The organism is Pseudoalteromonas sp. SG43-1 (assembly GCF_014164415.1).
Classification (GTDB): domain Bacteria; phylum Pseudomonadota; class Gammaproteobacteria; order Enterobacterales; family Alteromonadaceae; genus Pseudoalteromonas; species Pseudoalteromonas distincta.
In genome coordinates this window covers 80408-101054 of sequence record NZ_JACJFD010000011.1, presented here as the reverse complement: position 1 = coordinate 101054, position 20647 = coordinate 80408, and the positions used below count along the sequence as shown (strand labels likewise).

Genomic DNA, 20647 nt, shown 5'->3' with positions numbered 1-20647 from the left:
GACGGAATGATATTTAACTGGTTAAATGCTTTACTTAACATTAACAACTGAGACACGGCAATGACCACACACACACACACACAAACACCTCTTGTCTCCAAGGAGATGGTGGTTCCCTTTATTTTACTTGTTCTGTGCTTTGCTGCATGGGGAGCTGCGGCAAACATGACTGATCCGCTAGTAAAAGTGTTTAGTAAAATTTTTACTATGTCGTCAGTGCAGTCTGCATTGGTACAATTTAGCTACTATGGAGCTTACTTTTGCCTAGCTATTCCGGCGGCATATATCAATAAACGCTTTTCGTATAAAACAGGTGTGTTAACCGGTTTAGGGATGGCTGCAATCGGAGCATTTTTGTTTTATCCCGCCAGCCAAGCAATGACTTATGGGTTTTTTTTAGTGGCTTTGTTTGTGTTAGCTGGAGGCTTATCTATTTTAGAGACATCAGCAAACCCTTATGTAATGGGAATGGGCACCCAACAAGGTGCAACTCGCAGGTTGAATTTGGCGCAATCATTTAACCCTGTCGGTACTAACATTGGTGTTTTTTTAGCCGCCACCCTTATTTTACCAAAGCTCAATACCGCAACCTCTGGTGAGCGCACAAATATGAATAGTGAGCAATTAACTAGCATTATAAGCGCAGAACTTGATGCAGTTATGGTGCCTTATGTTGGTATGGCTTGTGTGTTGGTTTTTATTTGGTTGGCAATTGCGTTTACTAAAACACCTAATTTTTGTAAGCAAAAAAAAGTCTCTAAGCATGTAGAATTTAGTGCAACGTTTAAGCGTTTGTTTAAAAATACCCATTACCGCTTTGGTGTTATCGCCCAGTTTTTTAATGTTGCGGCGCAAACTTGTGTATGGACATTTACCATCCAGTACGTAATGGAGGCACTCGATACAAATGAAGTTACCGGGGGAAGTATTTTACAATACAGTATGATCACCTTTTTAGTTTCTCGATTTGTAATGACCTGGCTTATGGGATTTATTCGTCCTGCCAAACTGTTAATGGCAACCTCTATTATTGCAATGCTGCTGTGTTTTTATATGGTGAAAATGCCAAATATAAGTGGCGTATGGGCGCTGGTAAGTATATCGGCTTGCTTGTCGTTAATGTTTCCAACTATTTACGCGATTTCACTACATGGGTTAGGCGATGATGCAAAACTAGGTGCTGCTGGTTTAGTAATGGCTATTTTAGGTGGAGCGATAGTTCCTGTATTCCAAGCTGTGTTTATTGATACATACAGTGTCGCGTTTTCTTATGTTGTGCCTGCGGGGTGTTTTATTATTGTTGCAGCTTATGCTGCATTTGATTTAAAAACAAAAGTCAGAGTATTCAATAATGTAGCGCCTTGCTAAATGGATTGAAAACCGAGCCTGAAGGCTCGGTTTTACTTTTTAACTTTTCTCATTTGTAAATCTTCTTTAACCCCAACCTTCATCGGATTAAGATATTAGGCATGTTGATATTCTTATTTAGTTGAAAAAATATGTTTTTAGATCTCACCGAAAATACCAACCAAAATGTTTACTCTTACTTAGTAGGCGGTATCAGCCCACGGCCTATCGCATGGATAAGTACATTAAATAGCGAAGGTATTGCAAATATTGCGCCTTATTCATTTTTTACTGTGGCTAGTTGCAAGCCAGCTGTTTTAAGTGTTACGCAAGTAAACCCTAGTGATAAAACGAATAAAGATACGCTCAGTAATCTAATGGCAACTAAAGAATGTGTGGTTAATATTGTCAGCCAAGAGCTAGTTGAAAAAATGAATCAAAGTTGTGCAAATTATCCTAGTGATATAAGCGAATTTGATGCAGCTAACATTGCCCAAGCTCCAAGTAAGTTAGTAAATGCACCAAGCGTTGCCGATTCAAAAGTACGGTTTGAATGTAAATTACGCGAAGTTATTAGTATTTCAAATGAGCCTGGCGGCGGAAAAATGATGTTGCTGGATGTAGTGGGTATTTGTATAGACGATGAAGTGATGAGTGGTGGCTATATTGACCCTGAATTATTAAATGCAGTGGGCAAAATGGGCGGCGATTACTTTAGTACAACCAAAGATAAGTTTTTGCTTAAAAGGCCACAGTTGTGAAATAATCGTTTACTTAGGAGTACAATAATAAAAGGATTTACGAATGTTTAAGTTCATTTTCACTTTGTTAATTGCTTTGCAAAGTTTTGGCTCTTTTGCCACACAAGATAAAAAACTACCTATAGAAGTTTTTGCAGGCTTAAAAGATTTTAGCCAAGTGAAGCTATCTCCCAATGGTAAGAACCTCGCTTTTGTAAGAAACCATCAAGGGACTTTAATCTTAATGGTTAAAAACTTGGAGACGGGGGTTACTACACCAATTATAAACTCAAATAACCATACAGTGTTTTTTGATTGGTATAACTGGGCAAATGATGACGTACTATTACTGGGTGCTCGCTATATAAAATATCAGTTTGGCGGAGTCAAATATACATCAACGCTTATGTATGCGTATAACTTTAAAAATGATAAAGGTCTTAAATTAGCGTTTAAAGCCAACACAGTAAGAGATGAAATCCAGCCACAATTTTCAGACCGAATTGTTAGTTTTTTACCTGAAAAAGAAAATAAAATTTTAGTTCAAGGGGATTTTAAAATAGCAAATACCCCAGCAGTTTATGAGTTAGATTTAACCACATTACGTAAGACACAAATCCAAAGGCCACGCAGTAATGTTGTTACTTGGTTTGCCGACAGGCAAGGTAAAGTTCGTATTGCAAAAAAAATGGACGATACGCAATTTACTTACGATTATTTTGATGAGAATAAACAGTCGTGGGAAACTTTATTTGATTATGAGGTTTTTAGTAAGCAAAGTATTTCTATATTAGGGTTTGATAAAGACTCTAATTTTTTATACATCACTGCGTTACATGAAGGGCGCGATGCATTATTTAAACTCAATTTAACGACTAAAGCTCGCGAGCTAATTTATAGTAATAGTAAATATGATTTTGATGGGTCTATTTTTTATTCACAACAAACTGGCGAAGTTGCAGGCTTTACTGATTCACATTTAGATGATGGTATTAAATATTGGGATAAAGACTTAGATAAATTACATCGTTCTTTGCGCGTATCGCTCCCTAAAGATGAATATAAATTAGACATTGTAAGTACCAGTAAAGATCAGCAAAAATATATACTCTATATCAGCTCAGACAAAACGTCGGGTAGTTATTTATTTGGGGATAGAGTAAAAAAGCAGGTGAGTGCAATTGCTGATGTTTATCCGCAAATAGATGCCTCTGTATACAGAGGCAAAAAGCGCATTAGCTACAAGGCAAGAGATGGCTTGAAAATAGAAGGCTATCTAACTCTACCAGTAGAATATAAAGAAGGTGATAAGTTACCAACAATTATATTTCCACATGGCGGCCCCATGGCAAGGGATTATGCTAATTTTGATTACTGGACAGCTTTATTAGCCTATAACGGATATGCTGTTTTACAGCCTAATTTCCGTGGTTCGAGTGGCTATGGGCACGACTTTTTAATGCAGTCAATTCAAGGTTTTGGTTTGGCTATGCAAGATGACTTGCAAGACGGTGCAAACTGGTTAATTGACCAAGGAATAGCACAAGCAGATAGCATTTGTATTGGTGGTGCTAGCTATGGTGGCTATGCAGCGTTAATGGCTGTAATTAAGCACCCAGAAACGTTTAAATGTGCAGCTAGTTTTGCTGGGGTAAGTGATTTACAGTATTTAGTGAGTAAAGCACGACACTTTACAAACAAAAATATCGTTAGAAAGCAGTTTGGAACTGATGATGATTTACTAGAAGCTAATTCTCCAGTGAATTTTGCTAAAAAAATAACAAGACCAATATTGCTTGTACATGGAACTGACGACAGTGTGGTACCTGTTTATCATAGTAGAGAAATGCAGGATGAACTTGATGATGAAGCAAAAGATGTTACTTATATTGAGCTTGAGGATGGCGATCATTACTTATCTTATCAAGAACACAGAGTTAAAACTCTTCAGGCATTTTTAGACTTTTTTGATAAACATTTGAAAAAAATAAATAGCCAGACTCCAGTTAAATAGCAAAAAGACAACTTAGGTTGTCTTTTTTGATCACAATCTTCCTTTGTTTGTGCACATTGTTTGCACTTTTACTTGTTAACTTTGTTTTATTAAACGTTAAAGTAAAGGTTCAAGCATTGAAAACACTTCTTAAAACAAAAGCCGCTAATGCAACTAAGTTATTTGCGTTAAGTGCGCTTTGTATCGCTTTAAGCGCATGTAATAGCGATTCAACAAGTACTGCAACAGACGGCGATACAGTCAGTAATAGTGCTCCAACGGTTGATGCTGGTATTGACCAAACTGTTAATGCGGGCGATACCGTTTATTTAAGTTCAATGGTTGAAGATGACGGTGAAGTATCGGTTAGTTGGTCGCAAACATCAGGCACTACCGTTAGTTTATCTTCAAGTACTGCAACGTCTACAGAGTTTGTTGCACCTGAAGTTTTAACCGATGAAGCACTTGTATTTGAAATTAGTGCAGATGATGGCACAAACGATGTCGTTGTAGATACAGTTATAGTTAATGTTATTGCTTCATCAGACTCAGATACAGTTGATAATAGTGCAAAACTTACCAGCTGGTTAATTAACAACGATACAACTTCTACATACATACAAAATAATGGTGCAGTGGTTGAAGATGTTCAATCAGTTGAGGTTGTTAACGTTACTGAGGAAGATGCTGACGTTGAATACATGTATGTGCAAACTACTGACATTCCTAAATATGATGTAACGCTTACACAAGACCAAGTAGACGCGTTAAATAACCGCCCGCGTGCAGCTACCGATTTTTATAACGGTGTAACTTCTGCAGCAGTAGGGCAAACCATTTCCTTTGGTGAAGATATTGGCTATAACAGCAGCACTGAAAACTGTGATGACACAGGCGGTGCAGGTTATTGGCCTCCAGGACCGGGTTGCCCAACAGAACAAGCGGTTGAAGCGTATTTTCCGCTAACACCTACCGATTTATCTGACGCTGAAACTTGCGAAACAGGTTTAGGTACCGTTGGCTTAATGGTTAATGGCACCAGTATATTTAACTGGGGCGATGGTATGAGCTACGGAAATAATATTTGGTATACATTAGCGCCCATTGCTGAGCAATACGATGTTGATGTGTGTGGCGGACATGCTGCTAACGGTGAATATCATCACCATTTTTATACGAGTTGCTTAGCTGATTTACTCGAAGATGATGGCGATGCGCATTCACCTATTTATGGGTTTGCAGCTGATGGCTATCCGCTTTATGGTCCTTATGAAAGTAACGGACAACTAGCATTAAGTGGCTGGGAAATGCGAGATTACGGTGCACCTACAAGTGAAGGGGGTTGTGGTACTGAGGGTGAGCGAAGCTGTACCTTAGTTGATCAATACGATGTTAGCCAAGGTACACAAACAAGTGATGCAGGTCCTGCTATTGGCGCAGAAGTAACGACGCTCTCTGGTAATACATTAAATGCCGACGATGGGTATTACTTTGAAGATTATTACTATGCACAAAAAACAGTAACCGGTGCTCAATTAGATGAGCATAACGGCCACGATGCTAATGATGGTAAGGGTTATCACTACCATATAACACTAATGTTAGACAGTGATGGTAAATTACAGCCTTCTTTTCCTTATCAAATAGGGCCTCGTTTTAAAGGTCAATTAGCCGATAATTCAATTGGTCGCTGTGATACTGGCGAAACAATGGGTCCACCACCGGGAATGTAAGGAGTAACTATGCGTTATTTTAAATACGCATTGATCCTAACTACTGCTGTGCTATTGAGTTTTAAGCTCTTTGCGCAGCAGGAAATGATGGATCATAGCCATATACCTATAGCTGTGCCAAATGACACGCCAATCCCGGCATTAAGCCTTAAGTTATTAAAAGATAGTATGTCGGGTTATAACTTAATTTTAGATACACAGCGTTATGATTTGTCTGTGCCGCCAGAGGGCACGATGAACATGCAACAAATGATGGGCGTGACAACAAACCAAGACACCGGTTTTTTACAAGGTCATGCTCATTTATACATTAATGGGGTTAAAATACAGCGAATTTACGGACAAGCGTTGCATTTACCTGCTAACTTATTTAAAACTGGTATAAATACTGTATCGGTTACTTTAAATAATCATGGTCATATGTATTGGACCGCTCAAGGTAAAAAAATAGTTGCTACGCTGTATGTTAACGACCAAACCAAAGAGTTTATAACATACCGATTTGAGAGCTTTCCTAGCAAGGTTGAAAACACGCATTAATGAAAATTCATAATAAACTTTTTTTAATACTATTTAGTTTTACCTTTAGTGTTATTGCAGGGCTTGTGGTTCTTATACAGTGGAGCATAGGGCAAGGCGTAATTGATTTTGTTAATGCAAAAGAGGTGAAAGCGCTTGAACCACTTGTTGTGCAATTTGCAAAGCAATACGAACAAACACCCTCATGGGAGCATGTTGTCGGCAATGGCGAAAGCTTTAGAAAACGTGTTGAATCGCAATTAGAAAATAGCCAGTTTTTGCCTAGGCCACAAGAAGGCCCAGGTCCGCGTGGGCGAATGATGCGACCACCGCCGCCAGATCATATTCGTTTAGAGGAAGATCGCCGCCCACCGCCAGAAAATATTGCTCACTACGCTTTGCTTGACGAAAATAAACAGCGAGTAGTGGGTAGATACCTCAGCGATTTAAAATATATAACAACCCCAATTATTGTTAACGATAAAATAGTGGGTTACTTAGCAGTTTCTAAAAGAGATAGCTTGGTTGATGGCTATGAGCTTGATTTTTTACAGCAGCAAACTAACTACTTATGGTTTATTGCTTTAGCTGCGGTATTGCTAACATTAATGGTTACTTTTTTATTGTCTCGTCACCTAGTAAGCCCTGTAAAGCAAATTGCTAACGGTATGCATCGCTTAACGCAAGGTAATTACGAGACCAAACTCAAACTTGAGCGAAAAGACGAGCTAGGACAGTTGAGCGAAGATTTTAATACGCTTGCATTTACACTCGCTAAAGATGAGCAAGTACGTAAGCGTTGGCTTGCTAATATTTCTCATGAGCTTAGGACGCCAATGAGTATTTTACTCGGTGAACTTGAAGCTATGCTAGTTGGTATACGAGAACCGAACGCAAAAAATATAAGTTCGGCTAACGATGAAGCCCTGCATTTAAAACGCTTAATAGACGACTTGCATATGCTCAATAGCGCAGAGTTAGGAGGTATGCACTACACTATGCAACCTACTGACATGGCGTTATTACTAAATACTATTGAGCAGAAATATCAGGTTGTGCTTGAACAACATGGTATAAAACTTTATCTATTAAATAGCGCTAAACACATAACTGTACAAGCAGACAAAACACGCCTTTTGCAGCTACTCGATAATATTTTAATGAACGCAGTACACTATGCACAATGTACAACTATTTCATTAACGGCTAGCAATATAAGCATTAAAGGGCAAACTTATTTAGAGCTTATAATCGAAGATAATGGTGTCGGTGTAGAGCAGTCGCATTTATCGCATTTATTTGAGTATTTATACCGAGTAGATAGTTCGCGTAATCGCCAAGAGGGCGGTTCTGGCTTAGGTTTATCTATTTGCCAGCATATAGTTAAAGGTCATAAAGGTGAAATCGCTGCAGAAAAAGCCAGTTTAGGCGGCCTAGCTATTATTATTAGATTGCCAACTATTTAGTTTATAAAAATAAAGTTGAGGTTACTTACAGAGATGCCTATGAGTGAACAAATACTAATTGTGGAAGATGAAGTAAAGCTAGCTAACTTAATGAGTGACTTCTTAAGTAGCCATCACTTTATTACTCATCAAATACATCACGGGAATGACGTATTACCTTGGCTTGAAATTAACAGGCCGAGTGTAATTTTGCTAGACATAATGTTACCAGGTCAAAGTGGTATTGAACTGTGTAAAGCAATCAGGCGCTTTTCAAACGTGTCTATTATTATGGTATCGGCAAAAGTAGAAGAAATAGATAGATTACTTGGGCTTGAATTAGGTGCAGATGATTATATTTGTAAGCCGTTTAGTTATGCTGAGCTGGTGGCACGCGTAAAAGCTATTTTAAGGCGATTAAATAACGCAAGTGATGTTACAGAGTCAACAATGAAGCTTGACGAGAGCAGCTACAGCGTAAAATACAAATCAAGCAGTATAGAGCTGACAAACTTTGAATTTCAGCTATTTAAACCTTTGTTTAACAACCCAAATCGTATTTATTCGCGTGATAGTTTGATGGATACTATGTATGCCGATCAGCGTATTGTGAGCCACCGTACTATTGATAGCCATATTAAAAAGTTGCGTAAAAAACTAGATGAAGTGACACAAACTGAAAGTGTTATCCAGTCTGTTTATGGGGTTGGCTACCGGTTTGTGCATCCACAGTAAGGTGGAATGAGCTATGACGATGAGTTACTCATCGTCGTCAGCATTTTTAATTCGCTCTAAACGGTCAAACTCTTCGTATTCGGCAGCTTGAATTTCATCAAGAATAGAATCTACATCAGCAAGTTCGTCGCTGTCTTCAAATTCACCTGTAAGCGTTGAATTAGGCGTTAAATTGGCCTCTTCAAATAGTGCCCACATTTCTTTAGCGTATTGAGTTTTTAGTATGCTTGGCGCAAATTCACCATAGTAGCGGCGTATGTTATTTACATCGCGTGCAAACATAGCTTGTGCACTGTTATTTGCTGAAGCGTTAACGGCTTGCGGTAAATCTATAATTACAGGGCCGTTATTATCTACAAGTACATTAAACTCAGATAAATCACCGTGTATTATACCAGCGCAAAGCATTAACTTAATGTAATGTATCATGAGTTTATACTGCTCAATCGCTTGCTCTTCACTAAAAACGACATGTCCTAGTTGAGGGGCTACGTTACCATCTTCATCAGAGACGAGCTCCATAAGCAGCACGCCATCAATACAAAAGTAAGTATCAGGAACGCGTACACCCACGCTAGCTAAACGAGATAACGCATCAACTTCGGCATTTTGCCAAATTTCTTCTTCTAATTGGCGGCCATAGCTAGAGCGTTTACCCATTGCACGCGCTTGGCGTCCACCACGTACTTTTCGGCCTTCTTGATATTGTGCCGCTTTTTTAAAACTACGTTTAACCGCATCTTTATACACTTTCGCACAGCGAATATGTTCACCACAACGCACAATAAATACATCGGCTTCTTTACCGCTCATTAGTCGGCTTATTACTTCGTCAATAAGGCCATCATCAACAAGAGGTTGTAGGCGTTTAGGTATTTTCACAGATTGCCTGCTAAGTAGGGTTGGTTATTAATCATTATTTATGAAAGTGCTCTGTATTTGTTTGTTTAATTGGCTCAAGCAGTATATCAGCTTTGAGAATTAAGGGCAGTAACACTACTGCCAGAGAGTAATTAATCGTATTATTTTATTAGCTTATATATTGATTGCAAAGCAATCAACCAGAACTTTTTTTGAATCATCAGTTTTTATTAAAAATAATTTATTACTTCCTCATTATTTGCACATTGTTTGCGTTTTTAAAGCGTAATCTTAGTTTAATTCTTAAATACGAGGTTATTACTATGAAGCATTTTTCAACTCTTGCCACTGTGGCAATATTATCTATTGCTTTTTCAGCTAATGTAGCTGCTCGAGGCGGTGACAATCCTCCTGAAAAACCTGACTTTTCAACTATTGATACTGATGGTGATGGCGTAATTAGCTTTGAAGAGTTTAGTGCTAAAAAACCGCCGCACGGTGATGCACAAACAATTTTTGATTCTATAGATGCCGATGGTAATGGCGAAATTACTGAACAAGAGCTTAGCGATCATAAACCACCTCGTCGTGAACGTTGAAAGGATACTAAAATGATTAATAATATTGGCAGCAGCTCTGTGAGTTTTGTGCCGCAACAAAGTAGTCAAGCTGCAAAATTAACAACAGAGCAAAGTGATTTTGTTAAAGAAACGCTTGCACAGTTTGATGCAGAAAACTTAACTAGCGACGATGCGCAAAGTATTCAAGCTGCATTTAAAGAACAAGGTATTGAACCAACAAAAGAGCTTGCTGATTTAATGGGCGAACTCGAGTTTGATGCTAAAAGCATTGGTGATGCAGGAAGAGCAGAAGGTCAAAGACCGCCGCCACCGCCACAAAACTCATTAGAATCAGTCGATACAGACGAGGTAGTGAGCTACTTAGATGAGCTCTTAACTGAGTATTCAAACCAGTTGTCTGATGAAGATAAAGAATCAATCCTTGCATCAGTGCAAGAGAAGCTTGGTTTAAGTGAAGGCGATTCACTGCTAAATGTAACTGCTTAGGTGTTATTACTTAGAGTAAAGCTGACTGTTACTCGAAAGTCTTAAGTCCAAAGCCCAACGGTTAATTCTGTTGGGCTTTTTTATTGGCTTAATTTAATCGTGTTTCTATTTTGCTGGTGCCATCTTCTTCGGTAAATTTAAATACAAAATCTTTTTTACCGTCTTGGTTTATATCTACCAGAAGAATATCTTTATTATTTTTAGGCAGCGTTAGCTTTAATTTTTTGCGTTTATCATTTAGCAGTGAGTCTTGCTCTCCATAATAAATATACAGCGTTTTTTTACTGTATTTGTATACCGCATCAATATAGCTATCGCCGTTAATGTCACCTAAATAGAGAGCCGGTTCTGATTCATCGCCATTCATCCCCACTTCCATTTCTAAATCAAGTTCAATACTCGATTTATTGGCAAATGAGCCGTCGGGTTGCTGCTTATAAAGATTCATTTCTACATCTACATCAGTACTGCCACCGCCTAATGCCATAGAGGCGATAGTACCTAAGCCAATATCTAAGTCCATTTTTTGTAAATCAATTAAGCCATCATTATTAAAGTCAGTTTTGAGCAATAACTCACTAGGGCCCTGTGTTTCAAATAAGGTAATGGGCGTATTAGTAAAACCTTTAGCACTCCCTAGGTACAAAGTATGTGCTATTTTTATATCTAGCGAGTCCATACCTTGTGTAGGCTTAAACTGTCTGGTTGTAAAATCTAGAAATCCGTCGTTATTAATATCAATAATTTGCTTTATTTTGCGAGTCTCGCCATTGCTTAGCTCGCCTAGCTCAATGCTAAAATCAATTGAGGTAAGCTTTTGCTCAAAGCCCTCTGAATTAGCAAGTAGTACATCTGCTCCAAAGTCATTTGAAAAAACCAGGTCGTTTAATCCGTCGTGGTTAAAATCGATAACCACAGGTTTATTGTTAATATTAACTTCTAAAGAAAGCCCTTTTCCTGAAAAGCGGCCTTCATATTTAGGTATTTGCTTAAATTGGTTAGGCTTAAAGCTGCCATCTTTATTTTGAATGTATAAAGTACTGCTTGCTAACCCAGGAATGAAAATATCGCTTAGACCATCGTTGTTAGCATCGAAAACAAAGTCTACTTTTTCAAATTTATCTATTTTTAATTGATTAAGAACCGACTCATAATTAAACAACAATGTTGGTTTACCTGCTTGGGCTTTATATACGCCATCACTTGTTAGTACGAGTGCTTGTTTATCGGTGATGTTAGCAAGTGTTGCCACATCAAACCCGATGGCGTTTTTTGGTAAAGCAAGTTCACTACTAAGTGATGTAAGTAAATTGATGGCTTCTAATTGTTTTAATTCTTTATTATATGCAAATAAAATCTCTGAATCGGTTGATACTAATTCATCCGTTGTTTTTATTGCCATTGTTTGAGCTATAACGCTTATGGGGGTAAGTAAAGTGATGAGTGAATAGCAAAGTGGTTTTATCATGCAAATTCCTTTTTTATATTTAGTTGTATCGTTAAAGTTTTTATTATTTAAGCAGCGTCAGCGCATAATTTTACCTACTATCCAGCGCTGGTACTTTTTCGTTTAAACGTAATATACATATGTAAGTTGGATTATATTTAGCCTACGCTAATTACTATGTACTGGGTGTAAGCAATTGTAAGATTATGTTTTAGGGAGGGGCTGTTGACCTTTAAGGATTGAAATTTGTTCAATCCAAGGACGATTTAATCGCGGCGCGAGGTTTGTAACCTAGTAACAAAGAGTCAATCTCCCTAGGCAGAACCCTTCGGACAGCGCATGTTTGGCATTTATGCTACGTTATCAACTGGTTATGGGGGCTAACCACACTTCATAGGCTCTGCCTTGCTTAATATCAAACAGTCTGCTGCAAATTCAACCTCGAAAAATATACCGGCCCTAATAAGAAAGGTAGCGCATAACTCATATGGTAGCTAAGCGCTTTTAGAAGTGTTTGGTTATTAACTACATCGCTTATTTTGCTCATTTAAATAAGCATCTACAAAACCTACTTCCATCGGTTTTGAAAAGTAATAACCTTGTAGGTGAGATACACCAATTTTAGTGAGTGTGTTTGCTTGCTCAATAGTTTCAACGCCTTCTGCAACAACAGTAAAATCTAAAGTAGAGGCCATTTGTACAATTGCATGAATAATACTTAACCCTCTTTTATCCATATTTTGAATAAAGCTTCTGTCTATTTTTACTATATCGACACCAATATCAAGCATGCTTGATAGTGATGAGTAGCCTGTACCAAAATCATCAATTGAAATACAAAAGCCTTGTTTTTGTAGTGCTTTAACGGCTGTCAAAAATGTGAGTTTATCCTCGGCAAATACTGACTCAGTAATTTCTATGTGTAGGTTTTTAGGTTCTACCAGGTGGCGATTTACTATTTTTAATACCTTAGATACAAAATCAGGATCTTGTAGCTGAATAACCGATACGTTTACGCTTATAGCAATTTGTGGTTGTAAGTGACTTAATTTTGTTGCTTGTATACATGCCTGTTCTATTACCCAAATACCTAACTCGGTTATTAAACCGTATTGCTCGGCAATAGCTATAAATTCATCAGGGAAAATATTTTCACCATCTAGTTGCCAGCGTAATAATGATTCAAAAGAGGTTACTTTTGAGGTTTTGCTATCAACAATTGGTTGAAATACTAGCCTTAAACTATTTTCTTCTATGGCACTGGCTAGGCGTTGACTCAAAAGATACTCCCTTTCTTGTATTAATTTGAGTGAATCGTTATAAATATTGATATTACCTTTCGCGATGCGTTTTTGGTGATACATTGCAGTATCAGCAGAGCGAATTAAAGTATTAAAATCACTCCCGTGCTCAGGATACATGGCAATACCAATAGTTGCAGATACCCATTTTTGATATTTATATGTTTCATGCTCGGCACCAATGCTTTGAAGTACTTTATCTGCAAACTCGATAAGCTCAGCTTGTTTTTGATACGTTGCTAAAATTAAAAACTCATCCCCGCCCCATCGGCATTTAAATAGCTGTTGATTGCATACATTACTAATTCTTCGTGCTATTTCTTTTAATACTTTATCGCCTACTTTATGACCCAACGAATCATTTATTTGTTTAAACCCATCTAAATCTACAAATAATAAAGCAAAGGGTTCTTGAGGGTTGTCTGCTAGTTGTCTGTTTGCATTTTTTAAAAATGCGGTTCGGTTTAATAGATTTGTAAGTGGATCGGTATTCGATAAACGGTAAATTTCTTCTGTGCGTTGCTCAACCTTGTTTTCCATTTCGTTAAGCAGCTCTCTGTTTTGGTTTTTGAGCTTGATTGCGCTGTGTGTAAATGTGGCTGATTTGTACGATGAAGCCACCATAATAGCAGTAAATGCTAGGCCTAAAATACCGAGGACAGAGTTGTAGTTTTCGTTAGAAAAGGTTAATAAAAAAGAGTAAGGCGCCAATAAAATAATGCTATAGAGTACAGCGGTTACTCGGCTTCCTGAAAGCAGATTTGCAGAGCCTCCTGCGAAGGCAGATAAAATAGCAATCGTGGTCGTCGTCTCTATTGCTGATGAGGTGCTATGAAACCAAAGTGCATACCCACACCACGATAGCGCAGTTAAAATACACCCGGTTGAAAATCTTTTTGAGTATGTGTCAGCATTAAATAACGGGCTATCCTTTTTGGTTTTATAAAACCACATTACATCAATAGCGCGAGCTGCTAATAAGACAACCATAATGCTTAGCCAGATACTTTTTTCGTAGGATATTTTCTGGTTATTTAAATCAAAAGCAAACACTAATATAAAACTGACTACAATCGAAATGGCAATGCCAGAGATGGCATTGGAGTATAAAATTTTAACGGTTTCTCTGCGTTCTTCACTATTTAGATTTTTATATGGCACTAAGTAAAACCTTATACAAAAGTCACTCCAACTAGCGATGGAGAAACGTTCAAGAAATACTGCAAATATTCCAGATGAACAAAAGCGTATTAAACATCGATTAGTTAGGCTCTAATCCTGAGTATAGGAATAAATATAGTTTATGAAAGCAAAAAAAAAAGTTAGCGCAGTAAAAAGGCCCATAATAAATAATTATTATGAGCCTTAAAATTATTAAGCAGGTTAAAGTGTTAACGACTTTACTTGCTGTTTAGTAGATTTAACCTTCGAAATCACTATCGTTATGGCGCTCTGCCATTTGATCTTCTTCAGGGCCCCATGTGCGATTTACGCGACGACCGCGCTTTACAGCAGGGCGATCAGCAACTTGTTTTGCCCAACGAACAACATGAGTGTATGAGGCAACATCTAAAAATTCAGCTGCGTCATATAAGTCGCCTAAAACAAGCGAGCCATACCAAGGCCAAATTGCAATATCGGCAATTGAGTATTCATCACCCGCCATATATTCATTTTCGCTTAAATGACGATTTAAAACGTCAAGTTGGCGTTTAGTTTCCATGGTAAAACGATCAATAGGGTATTGCATTTTACTTGGTGCGTAGCTATAAAAGTGACCAAACCCACCACCTAAATATGGCGCTGAGCCCATTTGCCAAAATAGCCAGTTACGACACTGCGTTTTAGCTTTCAAATCCTTAGGGATGAGTACATCAAATTTTTCAGCCAAATACTGTAAAATAGAACCTGATTCAAAGATGCGAGTAGGTGGGGTAGTTGAATGATCCATTAGCGCTGGGATTTTTGAGTTTGGATTAATATCAACAAAGTCAGATCCAAACTGATCGCCATCACCTATGTTTATTAAATATGCGTCATAGTCTGCATCGGTGCAACCAAGCTGTAAAAGCTCTTCAAACATGATTGTAGCTTTTTGGCCATTTGGCGTAGCAAGAGAATAAAGCTGAAATGCGTGCTCGCCAATAGGTAGAGTTTTGTCATGAGTCGCGCCTGCAATTGGGCGGTTAATGCTGGCAAATTTACCGCCACTTTCACTTTCCCACGTCCATACTTTTGGTGGCGTGTATTCGTTTTGATCGCTCATAAATAACCTCAATGTTAAATGGAAATGTTTAATACTTACTCATAAATGTGGCCATAAAAAATTAATTAAAGGCCCTAAATATTTAATTTACCGACCTTTTAATTTATCGGCTTTTGCTAATCTATAACCTAAAAACAACCCGCTTAGCGCTCCAAATAAATGGCTTTCAAACGATACATGATAGCGCTGAGGTAAAACACCCCATATAAAACCGCTATAAAGTATAGCCACTACAACTGCAATTATAATTGATTTTAATGAGCGTCTTACTAATCCGTAGCATAGAATAAAGCCCCATAAACCATATATAACACCGCTTAAACCAACATGTATGTTACTGCGCCCAAATGCCCAAACTAACAGTCCACCGACTAGAGCGGTAAAAATAAATACGTTATAAAAACGTTTTACGCTGTACTGGCAAATTAGCCAACTTAATACTACAAATGGGATCATATTACTGGCAAAGTGCCACCAGCTACCATGTAAAAAAGGTGCGCATAGTATGCCAATTAATCCTTGGATACTGCGTGGATATATGCCTAAACCATTAAGATTTATGCCAGGTAGACTATTGATCACTTGTAGTACGAAGCAAATAACAACAATACTAAATATTGCGAAACGGGTACTAGTTAGTAATGACAGTGTGGTTGGCTTGGTTGCCATATAATCGCCCTAATTGACTTTAAGAGTTGCCAGTATAGGAATTGTATTTGCTAATGAAAAGCAATTAAAAAAGCACAGCATAAAATGCTGTGCTTAATTTTAATTATTACTCACTATTAACCTAATTTAGTTAATAGTTTTTTTGCAGCTAGTTCAGAGCTTGCTGGGTTTTGGCCGGTAATTACTAAACCGTCTTCTAGTGCTAATACACCCCAGTCGTCAGTTTTTTGATAATCGCCACCTTTTTTAATTAGCTCGTCTTCAACTAAAAATGGCACGATATCGGTAAGTTGCACTGCAGCTTCTTCAGAGTTAGTAAAACCAGTTACTTTTTTACCCGCTACTAGTGCATTGCCATCGGCATCTTTAACATTTAAAAATGCAGCACTTGCATGACATACCGCAGCAACAGGTTTTTGCTCTTTTACAAAGCTTTCGATAAGAGAGATTGAATCTGTGTTGTCAACCAAGTCCCATAATGGGCCGTGGCCGCCTGGGTAAAATACAGCGTCAAAATCGCTAGATTTTACTTCACTCAACACTTTAGTGTTTGCCATTAATGTTTGCGCCGCGCTATCGGCGTCGTAACGTTTTGTTGCATCTGTTTGAAAATCGGCAAGTGTACTTGTCGGATCAATGGGTGGTTGGCCGCCAGCTGGAGACGCTAATGTTACTTCAACGCCTGCATCAACGAAGGCGTAATAAGGGGCTGCAAATTCTTCTACCCAAAAACCTGTTTTTTCGCCAGTGTTACCAAGTTCTGCGTGAGATGTAAGAACCATAAGTACTTTTTTAGACATTGAATATATTCCTTCTGATGATTTGAATTAGTTTATCTTGCTTACCAATTACTATATGCACTAACACTGCTTTAAACAACGATGATAAATTTAACTTTATTGGTTTAATAATTGATACAATAAAAAGGTTGAATTTAAAACACACTACGGAGCATTTATGAAAGTGTCGTTTGAGCAGTTAAAGAGCATGGTTGTATTTGCACAAATTGTAGAGCAGGGCAGCTTAACCGCTGCTGCCAAACAGCTAGGGCTTACGCGAGCAGTTGCAAGTTATCATTTAAAAAAATTAGAAACGCAGCTTGAAGTTACTTTACTAAATCGCTCAACCCGTACCATGGCGCTCACTGAAGCAGGCATCGCTTATTATGAGCGTTGTAGAATAATTACCGAACAAGCTAATGCGGCTAATCAGCAAATAGAAAATATAAAGAGCGAGCCACAAGGTTTACTTAAAATTAGTTGCCCAGTAAATGTGGGAATGCAGTTAATTGTGCCTGCAATAAATACGTTTAAGCGCCAATACCCTAAAATTCAAATAGACTTACAGCTTACTGACGATGTGGTTGATATTATTAAAAATGGGTTTGATTTTGCAATTAGGGGCGTGGCACTGAGTGACTCCAACTTGCAGGCAACCAAGCTGACTACAATGAGCACTTGTATTTGTGGCGCGCCGGAATACTTTGCACATTTTGGTAAACCTAAAACGCCTTTAGAGCTAGCAGAGCAACAATGGGTCGTTTATCAATTGGGCAGTAAAACATTAACACTTCAAAAAGATGGCAAAAAACACGATATTACAATGCAAGGCGCCTTAAGCACCAATAATGCCGCTGCTCGTACTGCTTTTGTTGAAGCAGGGCATGGCATTGGGCGTATTCCGCTTTACGATGCGTGGCCAAAAGTGCAAGCTGGACTGCTTGAAATAATATTAGATGATTATAAAAGCAAAGATATTGAGCTTTACGGGGTATTTCCGCCAGGGGCTGCGGGCTCTAAAAAGCTACGATTGTTTATTGATTACTTAAAAGCATACTTTGTAAAACAGCATACCGCTTTAGGTATGCTGAAAAGTACTTAATGAGTAGTTTTTACAGCATTTATAAAGTTCGGCTAAATAATGCCACCGCTTGTTGATACATATTTATCGCAAGGGCTGCATCGTATCGCTCACCTTCATCACGCATAAAGGCATGCTGTGCGTTAACTTCCTGCCACTGGTAATTGATGCCTGTGCTTACGCATTGCTGGTATATTTTAGCGCGGCCTTCTTTTGGCACATGCGGGTCTTGTTTGCCCCATATAAAGTGAATTTCGCCTTGTATATCAGCCATACGCTCGAATGAGTTATTTCCAGGTTGCGCAGGTAATGTATTGCTGTGAATATCAGTTGCGTATAAACAAAAAGCCGCATTAATTTCAGGATTTAGTGCCGCTCTGTAAGCTAAGTGACCGCCAATACATACGCCCATTGCGCCGACGGAGCCTGTGCAATAGCTTTGTAATCTAATGAAGTCGATCATAGTTTGTGTGTCACTGTCGTGGTGCTCAAGTGGCTTTGCCCACTTGTCGGCATTGCCTTTGTCTTTACCTGTATCATCATAAGCAAGCACAGTGCCTATAGGGTTTAACTCATGAAACACTTCAGGCACTAACACTACAAAGCCATGGCTTGCTAAAATAGCTGCGCTGCGTGCGATGGGGGCAGTTTGCTGAAATATTTCAGAATAAAAAATGATAGCAGGGAACTGTCCTTGCGCTTGAGGGCGATATACAGTTGTTCGCATTAAACCTGTCGGTGTTGGCAAGTCAGCATTATGTTGTTGAATTATCATAAAAGCGCTCAGTAAAATAAAATTATATATGCTGATATGGTAACTGAGCGCGATAAAATATACGACTTTTGTCGTTGAGTATTTATACCAACCTGCATAAATCTTTGATCAATTTAACGAATTAAATTTCACTACAACGTCGTTAAAAATTTTTTATTTAGAACAACTAGATAAAAAAATTTTTGCCTAGTTCTAGGGCCTATTGACCTTTCAGGATTAAAATTTGTTCAATCTAGGGGGCATTTAATCGCGGCGCGAGGTTTGTAACCTAGTGGGCTAAGTAAAAACCGAGTAACAAAGAGTAAATAGCCCCTAGGCAGAACCCTTTGGGCAGCGCCTGTTTGGCATTTATGCTACGTTATCGCCTATTTATGGGGAATAACCACACTACATAGGCTCTGCCTTGCCTAAATACCAAACAGTCTGATGCAAATTTAACCTCGAAAGATAAACAGGCCCTAGCGTAATTTTCTTAACGTTAAATAGACCCCATATATAAGCAGATTGGTATTAAATACTTGCAGGCATTTTATTACAACTGGCGTAGTAACTTACCGTGGCAGGCCAATCTGAAAAAATACCCATTACCCCCACGTCCTTTGCGAGTACGTCGACTACTGTCATCATGTCGCCATCGTTATCTATAACATCAGCAATTGATTGATAGTAATAACCTCCACCTTCATTAAGCGGGCCCGAGCGCTCAAGGCTCCATGCAATAAGCTTTAAACCAGCTGCTTTTGCGTCAATAGCGTATTGCGATGGCACAATATTACTTTCGTTATCTATTGTTAGCATCATCCAAATTGGAGGAGCTAAAATCTTCACCCCATCAGCCACTAACTCATCCATACTCGGTTGCCATGTTTGTGGGTTACTTGGATCAAATCCGGCTTCACTGTCACGTCCATCTAGGTATACGCTTTTATCTGCAAAGTCAGGGTTATTGTTAATCCAGTATTTTACGTCTTCAAGGTTAAATGATTGCGGATAAACTTTTGAGGCTGGCACACCCATTTGCGTGTACTCGTCTAGCATTTTTTGCGCATATTGTTCTTGTGTCATTCCATCAAATGGCATACTTACTTGTGGCGATTTTAGCTCTGGTGTCATTTTTACACCTAGCTCATTAAACAGTGCAATGCTTTGTTTATGGGTCATCAATGTGCCGTTGGTGGCATATAAATCAGTGCGCCAACTTGGTGTGCCATCCATGTAATCGGCTACGGTCGTTGCATTAGTGTTTGCACCATCCATTTTACCTTCAAGGGTTAAAAACTCCGCTAAGCTTATATCGCTGGTACAACATTTTGCAGAAGCGGCAATACCATTAGCAGGGTCGGCTGGTGTAAATGGCACACTGCATTTAGCTGCAAGTTCAGGAATGGCTAAAATATTAGTTGTGGTATGCAAATCGCATTGAGAGTGGCGACAAACAAGCTCTTTGTCGTTTGTAAATGTAACATCGCATTCAACAATACCAGCGCCCATTCTCGCTGCCGCAATGTAGGCTTCTTTAGTGTGTTCGGGGTATTGCATTGATGCACCGCGATGACCAATAGAAAAATCGGTGCGGTAAAAAGGACCTTCGCTGCATGACTCTAATTTTGTTTTTAGTGTGCTTTGCGCCATATCGTTAATTAAATAGTCAGGGCGAGTCCCTAGCTGAATATTTACTCCTTCAGCAACCTCTACAACAATGGGCGTAGGTACTTCAACAATTTCCACTTCGGTGTTGGTAACAACCACTTCTTTTTCTACTATTTCTACATCATCGTCGCAGCCTGCAAGTGTGGCTAACAATATACAGCTTGTAAGTAAGGTAATACGTTTCATTGTTTATCCTTAAAAAGTAAAATTTGTACTACCTTAATGATTATTAATGACAA

18 protein-coding genes are annotated in these 20647 nt (G+C 38.5%); 10 read left to right on the top strand and 8 right to left on the bottom strand.

Features of this window, described 5'->3' with window-relative positions:
* Positions 1-60 precede the first annotated feature (60 nt).
* The 7 genes from fucP to H5159_RS10035 all read left to right on the top strand — a co-directional run bounded on the left by fucP (position 61) and on the right by H5159_RS10035 (position 8512).
* The gene (gene fucP, locus H5159_RS10065) at positions 61-1368 is read left to right on the top strand and encodes an L-fucose:H+ symporter permease (protein WP_029753314.1); all 1308 of its coding nucleotides are present in this window, start codon (positions 61-63) and stop codon (positions 1366-1368) included.
* Positions 1369-1499: 131 nt separating this feature from the next.
* Positions 1500-2108, top strand: a complete 609-nt coding sequence (locus H5159_RS10060) for a flavin reductase family protein (protein WP_182712565.1) — start codon at positions 1500-1502, stop codon at positions 2106-2108.
* Positions 2109-2151: 43 nt separating this feature from the next.
* On the top strand, positions 2152-4101 hold the full coding sequence (locus tag H5159_RS10055) for a S9 family peptidase (protein WP_182780228.1): 1950 nt from the start codon (positions 2152-2154) through the stop codon (positions 4099-4101).
* Positions 4102-4157: 56 nt separating this feature from the next.
* A complete protein-coding gene (locus H5159_RS10050; RefSeq protein WP_182780231.1) occupies positions 4158-5813 on the top strand; it encodes a YHYH protein in 1656 nt (551 codons plus the stop codon).
* A gap of 9 nt (positions 5814-5822) precedes the next feature.
* Positions 5823-6353: a hypothetical protein gene (locus H5159_RS10045; RefSeq protein WP_182780227.1), complete on the top strand. Its 531-nt coding sequence runs from the start codon at positions 5823-5825 to the stop codon at positions 6351-6353.
* Positions 6353-7798: an ATP-binding protein gene (locus H5159_RS10040; protein WP_182780226.1), complete on the top strand. Its 1446-nt coding sequence runs from the start codon at positions 6353-6355 to the stop codon at positions 7796-7798. The genes H5159_RS10045 and H5159_RS10040 overlap by 1 nt, the downstream gene beginning before the upstream one ends.
* A gap of 39 nt (positions 7799-7837) precedes the next feature.
* Complete coding sequence (locus H5159_RS10035) at positions 7838-8512, top strand: response regulator (RefSeq protein WP_182780225.1); 675 nt, start codon at positions 7838-7840, stop codon at positions 8510-8512.
* Between the two features lie 24 nt (positions 8513-8536).
* Here the strand turns inward: H5159_RS10035 and H5159_RS10030 are convergent, their stop codons facing one another.
* A complete protein-coding gene (locus tag H5159_RS10030; protein WP_182196864.1) occupies positions 8537-9394 on the bottom strand; it encodes a PA4780 family RIO1-like protein kinase in 858 nt (285 codons plus the stop codon).
* Positions 9395-9696: 302 nt separating this feature from the next.
* Between H5159_RS10030 and H5159_RS10025 the strand changes: the two genes are divergently transcribed.
* Entirely contained in the window at positions 9697-9972 is a 276-nt protein-coding gene (locus H5159_RS10025; RefSeq protein WP_182196862.1) for an EF-hand domain-containing protein, read from the top strand.
* Positions 9973-9984: 12 nt separating this feature from the next.
* Positions 9985-10440 carry a hypothetical protein gene (locus tag H5159_RS10020; RefSeq protein WP_182780224.1) on the top strand — a complete coding sequence of 152 codons (456 nt, stop codon included), beginning with the start codon at positions 9985-9987 and terminating at the stop codon, positions 10438-10440.
* Positions 10441-10528: 88 nt separating this feature from the next.
* Here the strand turns inward: H5159_RS10020 and H5159_RS10015 are convergent, their stop codons facing one another.
* The 5 genes from H5159_RS10015 to H5159_RS09995 form a co-directional block, all read right to left on the bottom strand.
* Positions 10529-11908: a VCBS repeat-containing protein gene (locus tag H5159_RS10015; RefSeq protein ID WP_182712568.1), complete on the bottom strand. Its 1380-nt coding sequence runs from the start codon at positions 11906-11908 to the stop codon at positions 10529-10531.
* Between the two features lie 500 nt (positions 11909-12408).
* Positions 12409-14349 carry an EAL domain-containing protein gene (locus H5159_RS10010; RefSeq protein WP_182780223.1) on the bottom strand — a complete coding sequence of 647 codons (1941 nt, stop codon included), beginning with the start codon at positions 14347-14349 and terminating at the stop codon, positions 12409-12411.
* Between the two features lie 259 nt (positions 14350-14608).
* Complete coding sequence (yghU, locus tag H5159_RS10005; RefSeq protein WP_002958173.1) at positions 14609-15454, bottom strand: glutathione-dependent disulfide-bond oxidoreductase; 846 nt, start codon at positions 15452-15454, stop codon at positions 14609-14611.
* A gap of 87 nt (positions 15455-15541) precedes the next feature.
* On the bottom strand, positions 15542-16123 hold the full coding sequence (locus H5159_RS10000; RefSeq protein ID WP_010555361.1) for a rhomboid family intramembrane serine protease: 582 nt from the start codon (positions 16121-16123) through the stop codon (positions 15542-15544).
* A 116-nt stretch (positions 16124-16239) separates the two neighbouring features.
* Positions 16240-16923 carry a type 1 glutamine amidotransferase domain-containing protein gene (locus tag H5159_RS09995; RefSeq protein WP_024597040.1) on the bottom strand — a complete coding sequence of 228 codons (684 nt, stop codon included), beginning with the start codon at positions 16921-16923 and terminating at the stop codon, positions 16240-16242.
* 157 nt (positions 16924-17080) lie between these two features.
* Here H5159_RS09995 and H5159_RS09990 point away from each other — a divergent pair, with 157 nt between their 5' ends.
* Complete coding sequence (locus H5159_RS09990) at positions 17081-18004, top strand: LysR family transcriptional regulator (protein ID WP_182733496.1); 924 nt, start codon at positions 17081-17083, stop codon at positions 18002-18004.
* Positions 18005-18023: 19 nt separating this feature from the next.
* Here the strand turns inward: H5159_RS09990 and H5159_RS09985 are convergent, their stop codons facing one another.
* Both H5159_RS09985 and H5159_RS09980 read right to left on the bottom strand, forming a co-directional pair.
* Entirely contained in the window at positions 18024-18758 is a 735-nt protein-coding gene (locus H5159_RS09985) for a dienelactone hydrolase family protein (RefSeq protein ID WP_024597042.1), read from the bottom strand.
* A gap of 510 nt (positions 18759-19268) precedes the next feature.
* Entirely contained in the window at positions 19269-20594 is a 1326-nt protein-coding gene (locus H5159_RS09980; RefSeq protein ID WP_182712570.1) for a glycerophosphodiester phosphodiesterase family protein, read from the bottom strand.
* Positions 20595-20647 lie beyond the last annotated feature (53 nt).

Excerpts from the sequence above, each read along its gene's own strand:
- fucP (WP_029753314.1), top strand. The coding sequence starts at position 61 with ATGACCACACACACACACACACAAACACCTCTTGTCTCCAAGGAGATG.
- H5159_RS10060 (WP_182712565.1), top strand. The coding sequence starts at position 1,500 with ATGTTTTTAGATCTCACCGAAAATACCAACCAAAATGTTTACTCTTAC.
- H5159_RS10055 (WP_182780228.1), top strand. The coding sequence starts at position 2,152 with ATGTTTAAGTTCATTTTCACTTTGTTAATTGCTTTGCAAAGTTTTGGC.
- H5159_RS10045 (WP_182780227.1), top strand. The coding sequence starts at position 5,823 with ATGCGTTATTTTAAATACGCATTGATCCTAACTACTGCTGTGCTATTG.
- H5159_RS10040 (WP_182780226.1), top strand. The coding sequence starts at position 6,353 with ATGAAAATTCATAATAAACTTTTTTTAATACTATTTAGTTTTACCTTT.
- H5159_RS10035 (WP_182780225.1), top strand. The coding sequence starts at position 7,838 with ATGAGTGAACAAATACTAATTGTGGAAGATGAAGTAAAGCTAGCTAAC.
- H5159_RS10025 (WP_182196862.1), top strand. The coding sequence starts at position 9,697 with ATGAAGCATTTTTCAACTCTTGCCACTGTGGCAATATTATCTATTGCT.
- H5159_RS10020 (WP_182780224.1), top strand. The coding sequence starts at position 9,985 with ATGATTAATAATATTGGCAGCAGCTCTGTGAGTTTTGTGCCGCAACAA.
- H5159_RS10015 (WP_182712568.1), bottom strand. The coding sequence starts at position 11,908 with ATGATAAAACCACTTTGCTATTCACTCATCACTTTACTTACCCCCATA.
- yghU (WP_002958173.1), bottom strand. The coding sequence starts at position 15,454 with ATGAGCGATCAAAACGAATACACGCCACCAAAAGTATGGACGTGGGAA.
- H5159_RS10000 (WP_010555361.1), bottom strand. The coding sequence starts at position 16,123 with ATGGCAACCAAGCCAACCACACTGTCATTACTAACTAGTACCCGTTTC.
- H5159_RS09995 (WP_024597040.1), bottom strand. The coding sequence starts at position 16,923 with ATGTCTAAAAAAGTACTTATGGTTCTTACATCTCACGCAGAACTTGGT.
- H5159_RS09990 (WP_182733496.1), top strand. The coding sequence starts at position 17,081 with ATGAAAGTGTCGTTTGAGCAGTTAAAGAGCATGGTTGTATTTGCACAA.
- H5159_RS09985 (WP_024597042.1), bottom strand. The coding sequence starts at position 18,758 with ATGATAATTCAACAACATAATGCTGACTTGCCAACACCGACAGGTTTA.
- H5159_RS09980 (WP_182712570.1), bottom strand. The coding sequence starts at position 20,594 with ATGAAACGTATTACCTTACTTACAAGCTGTATATTGTTAGCCACACTT.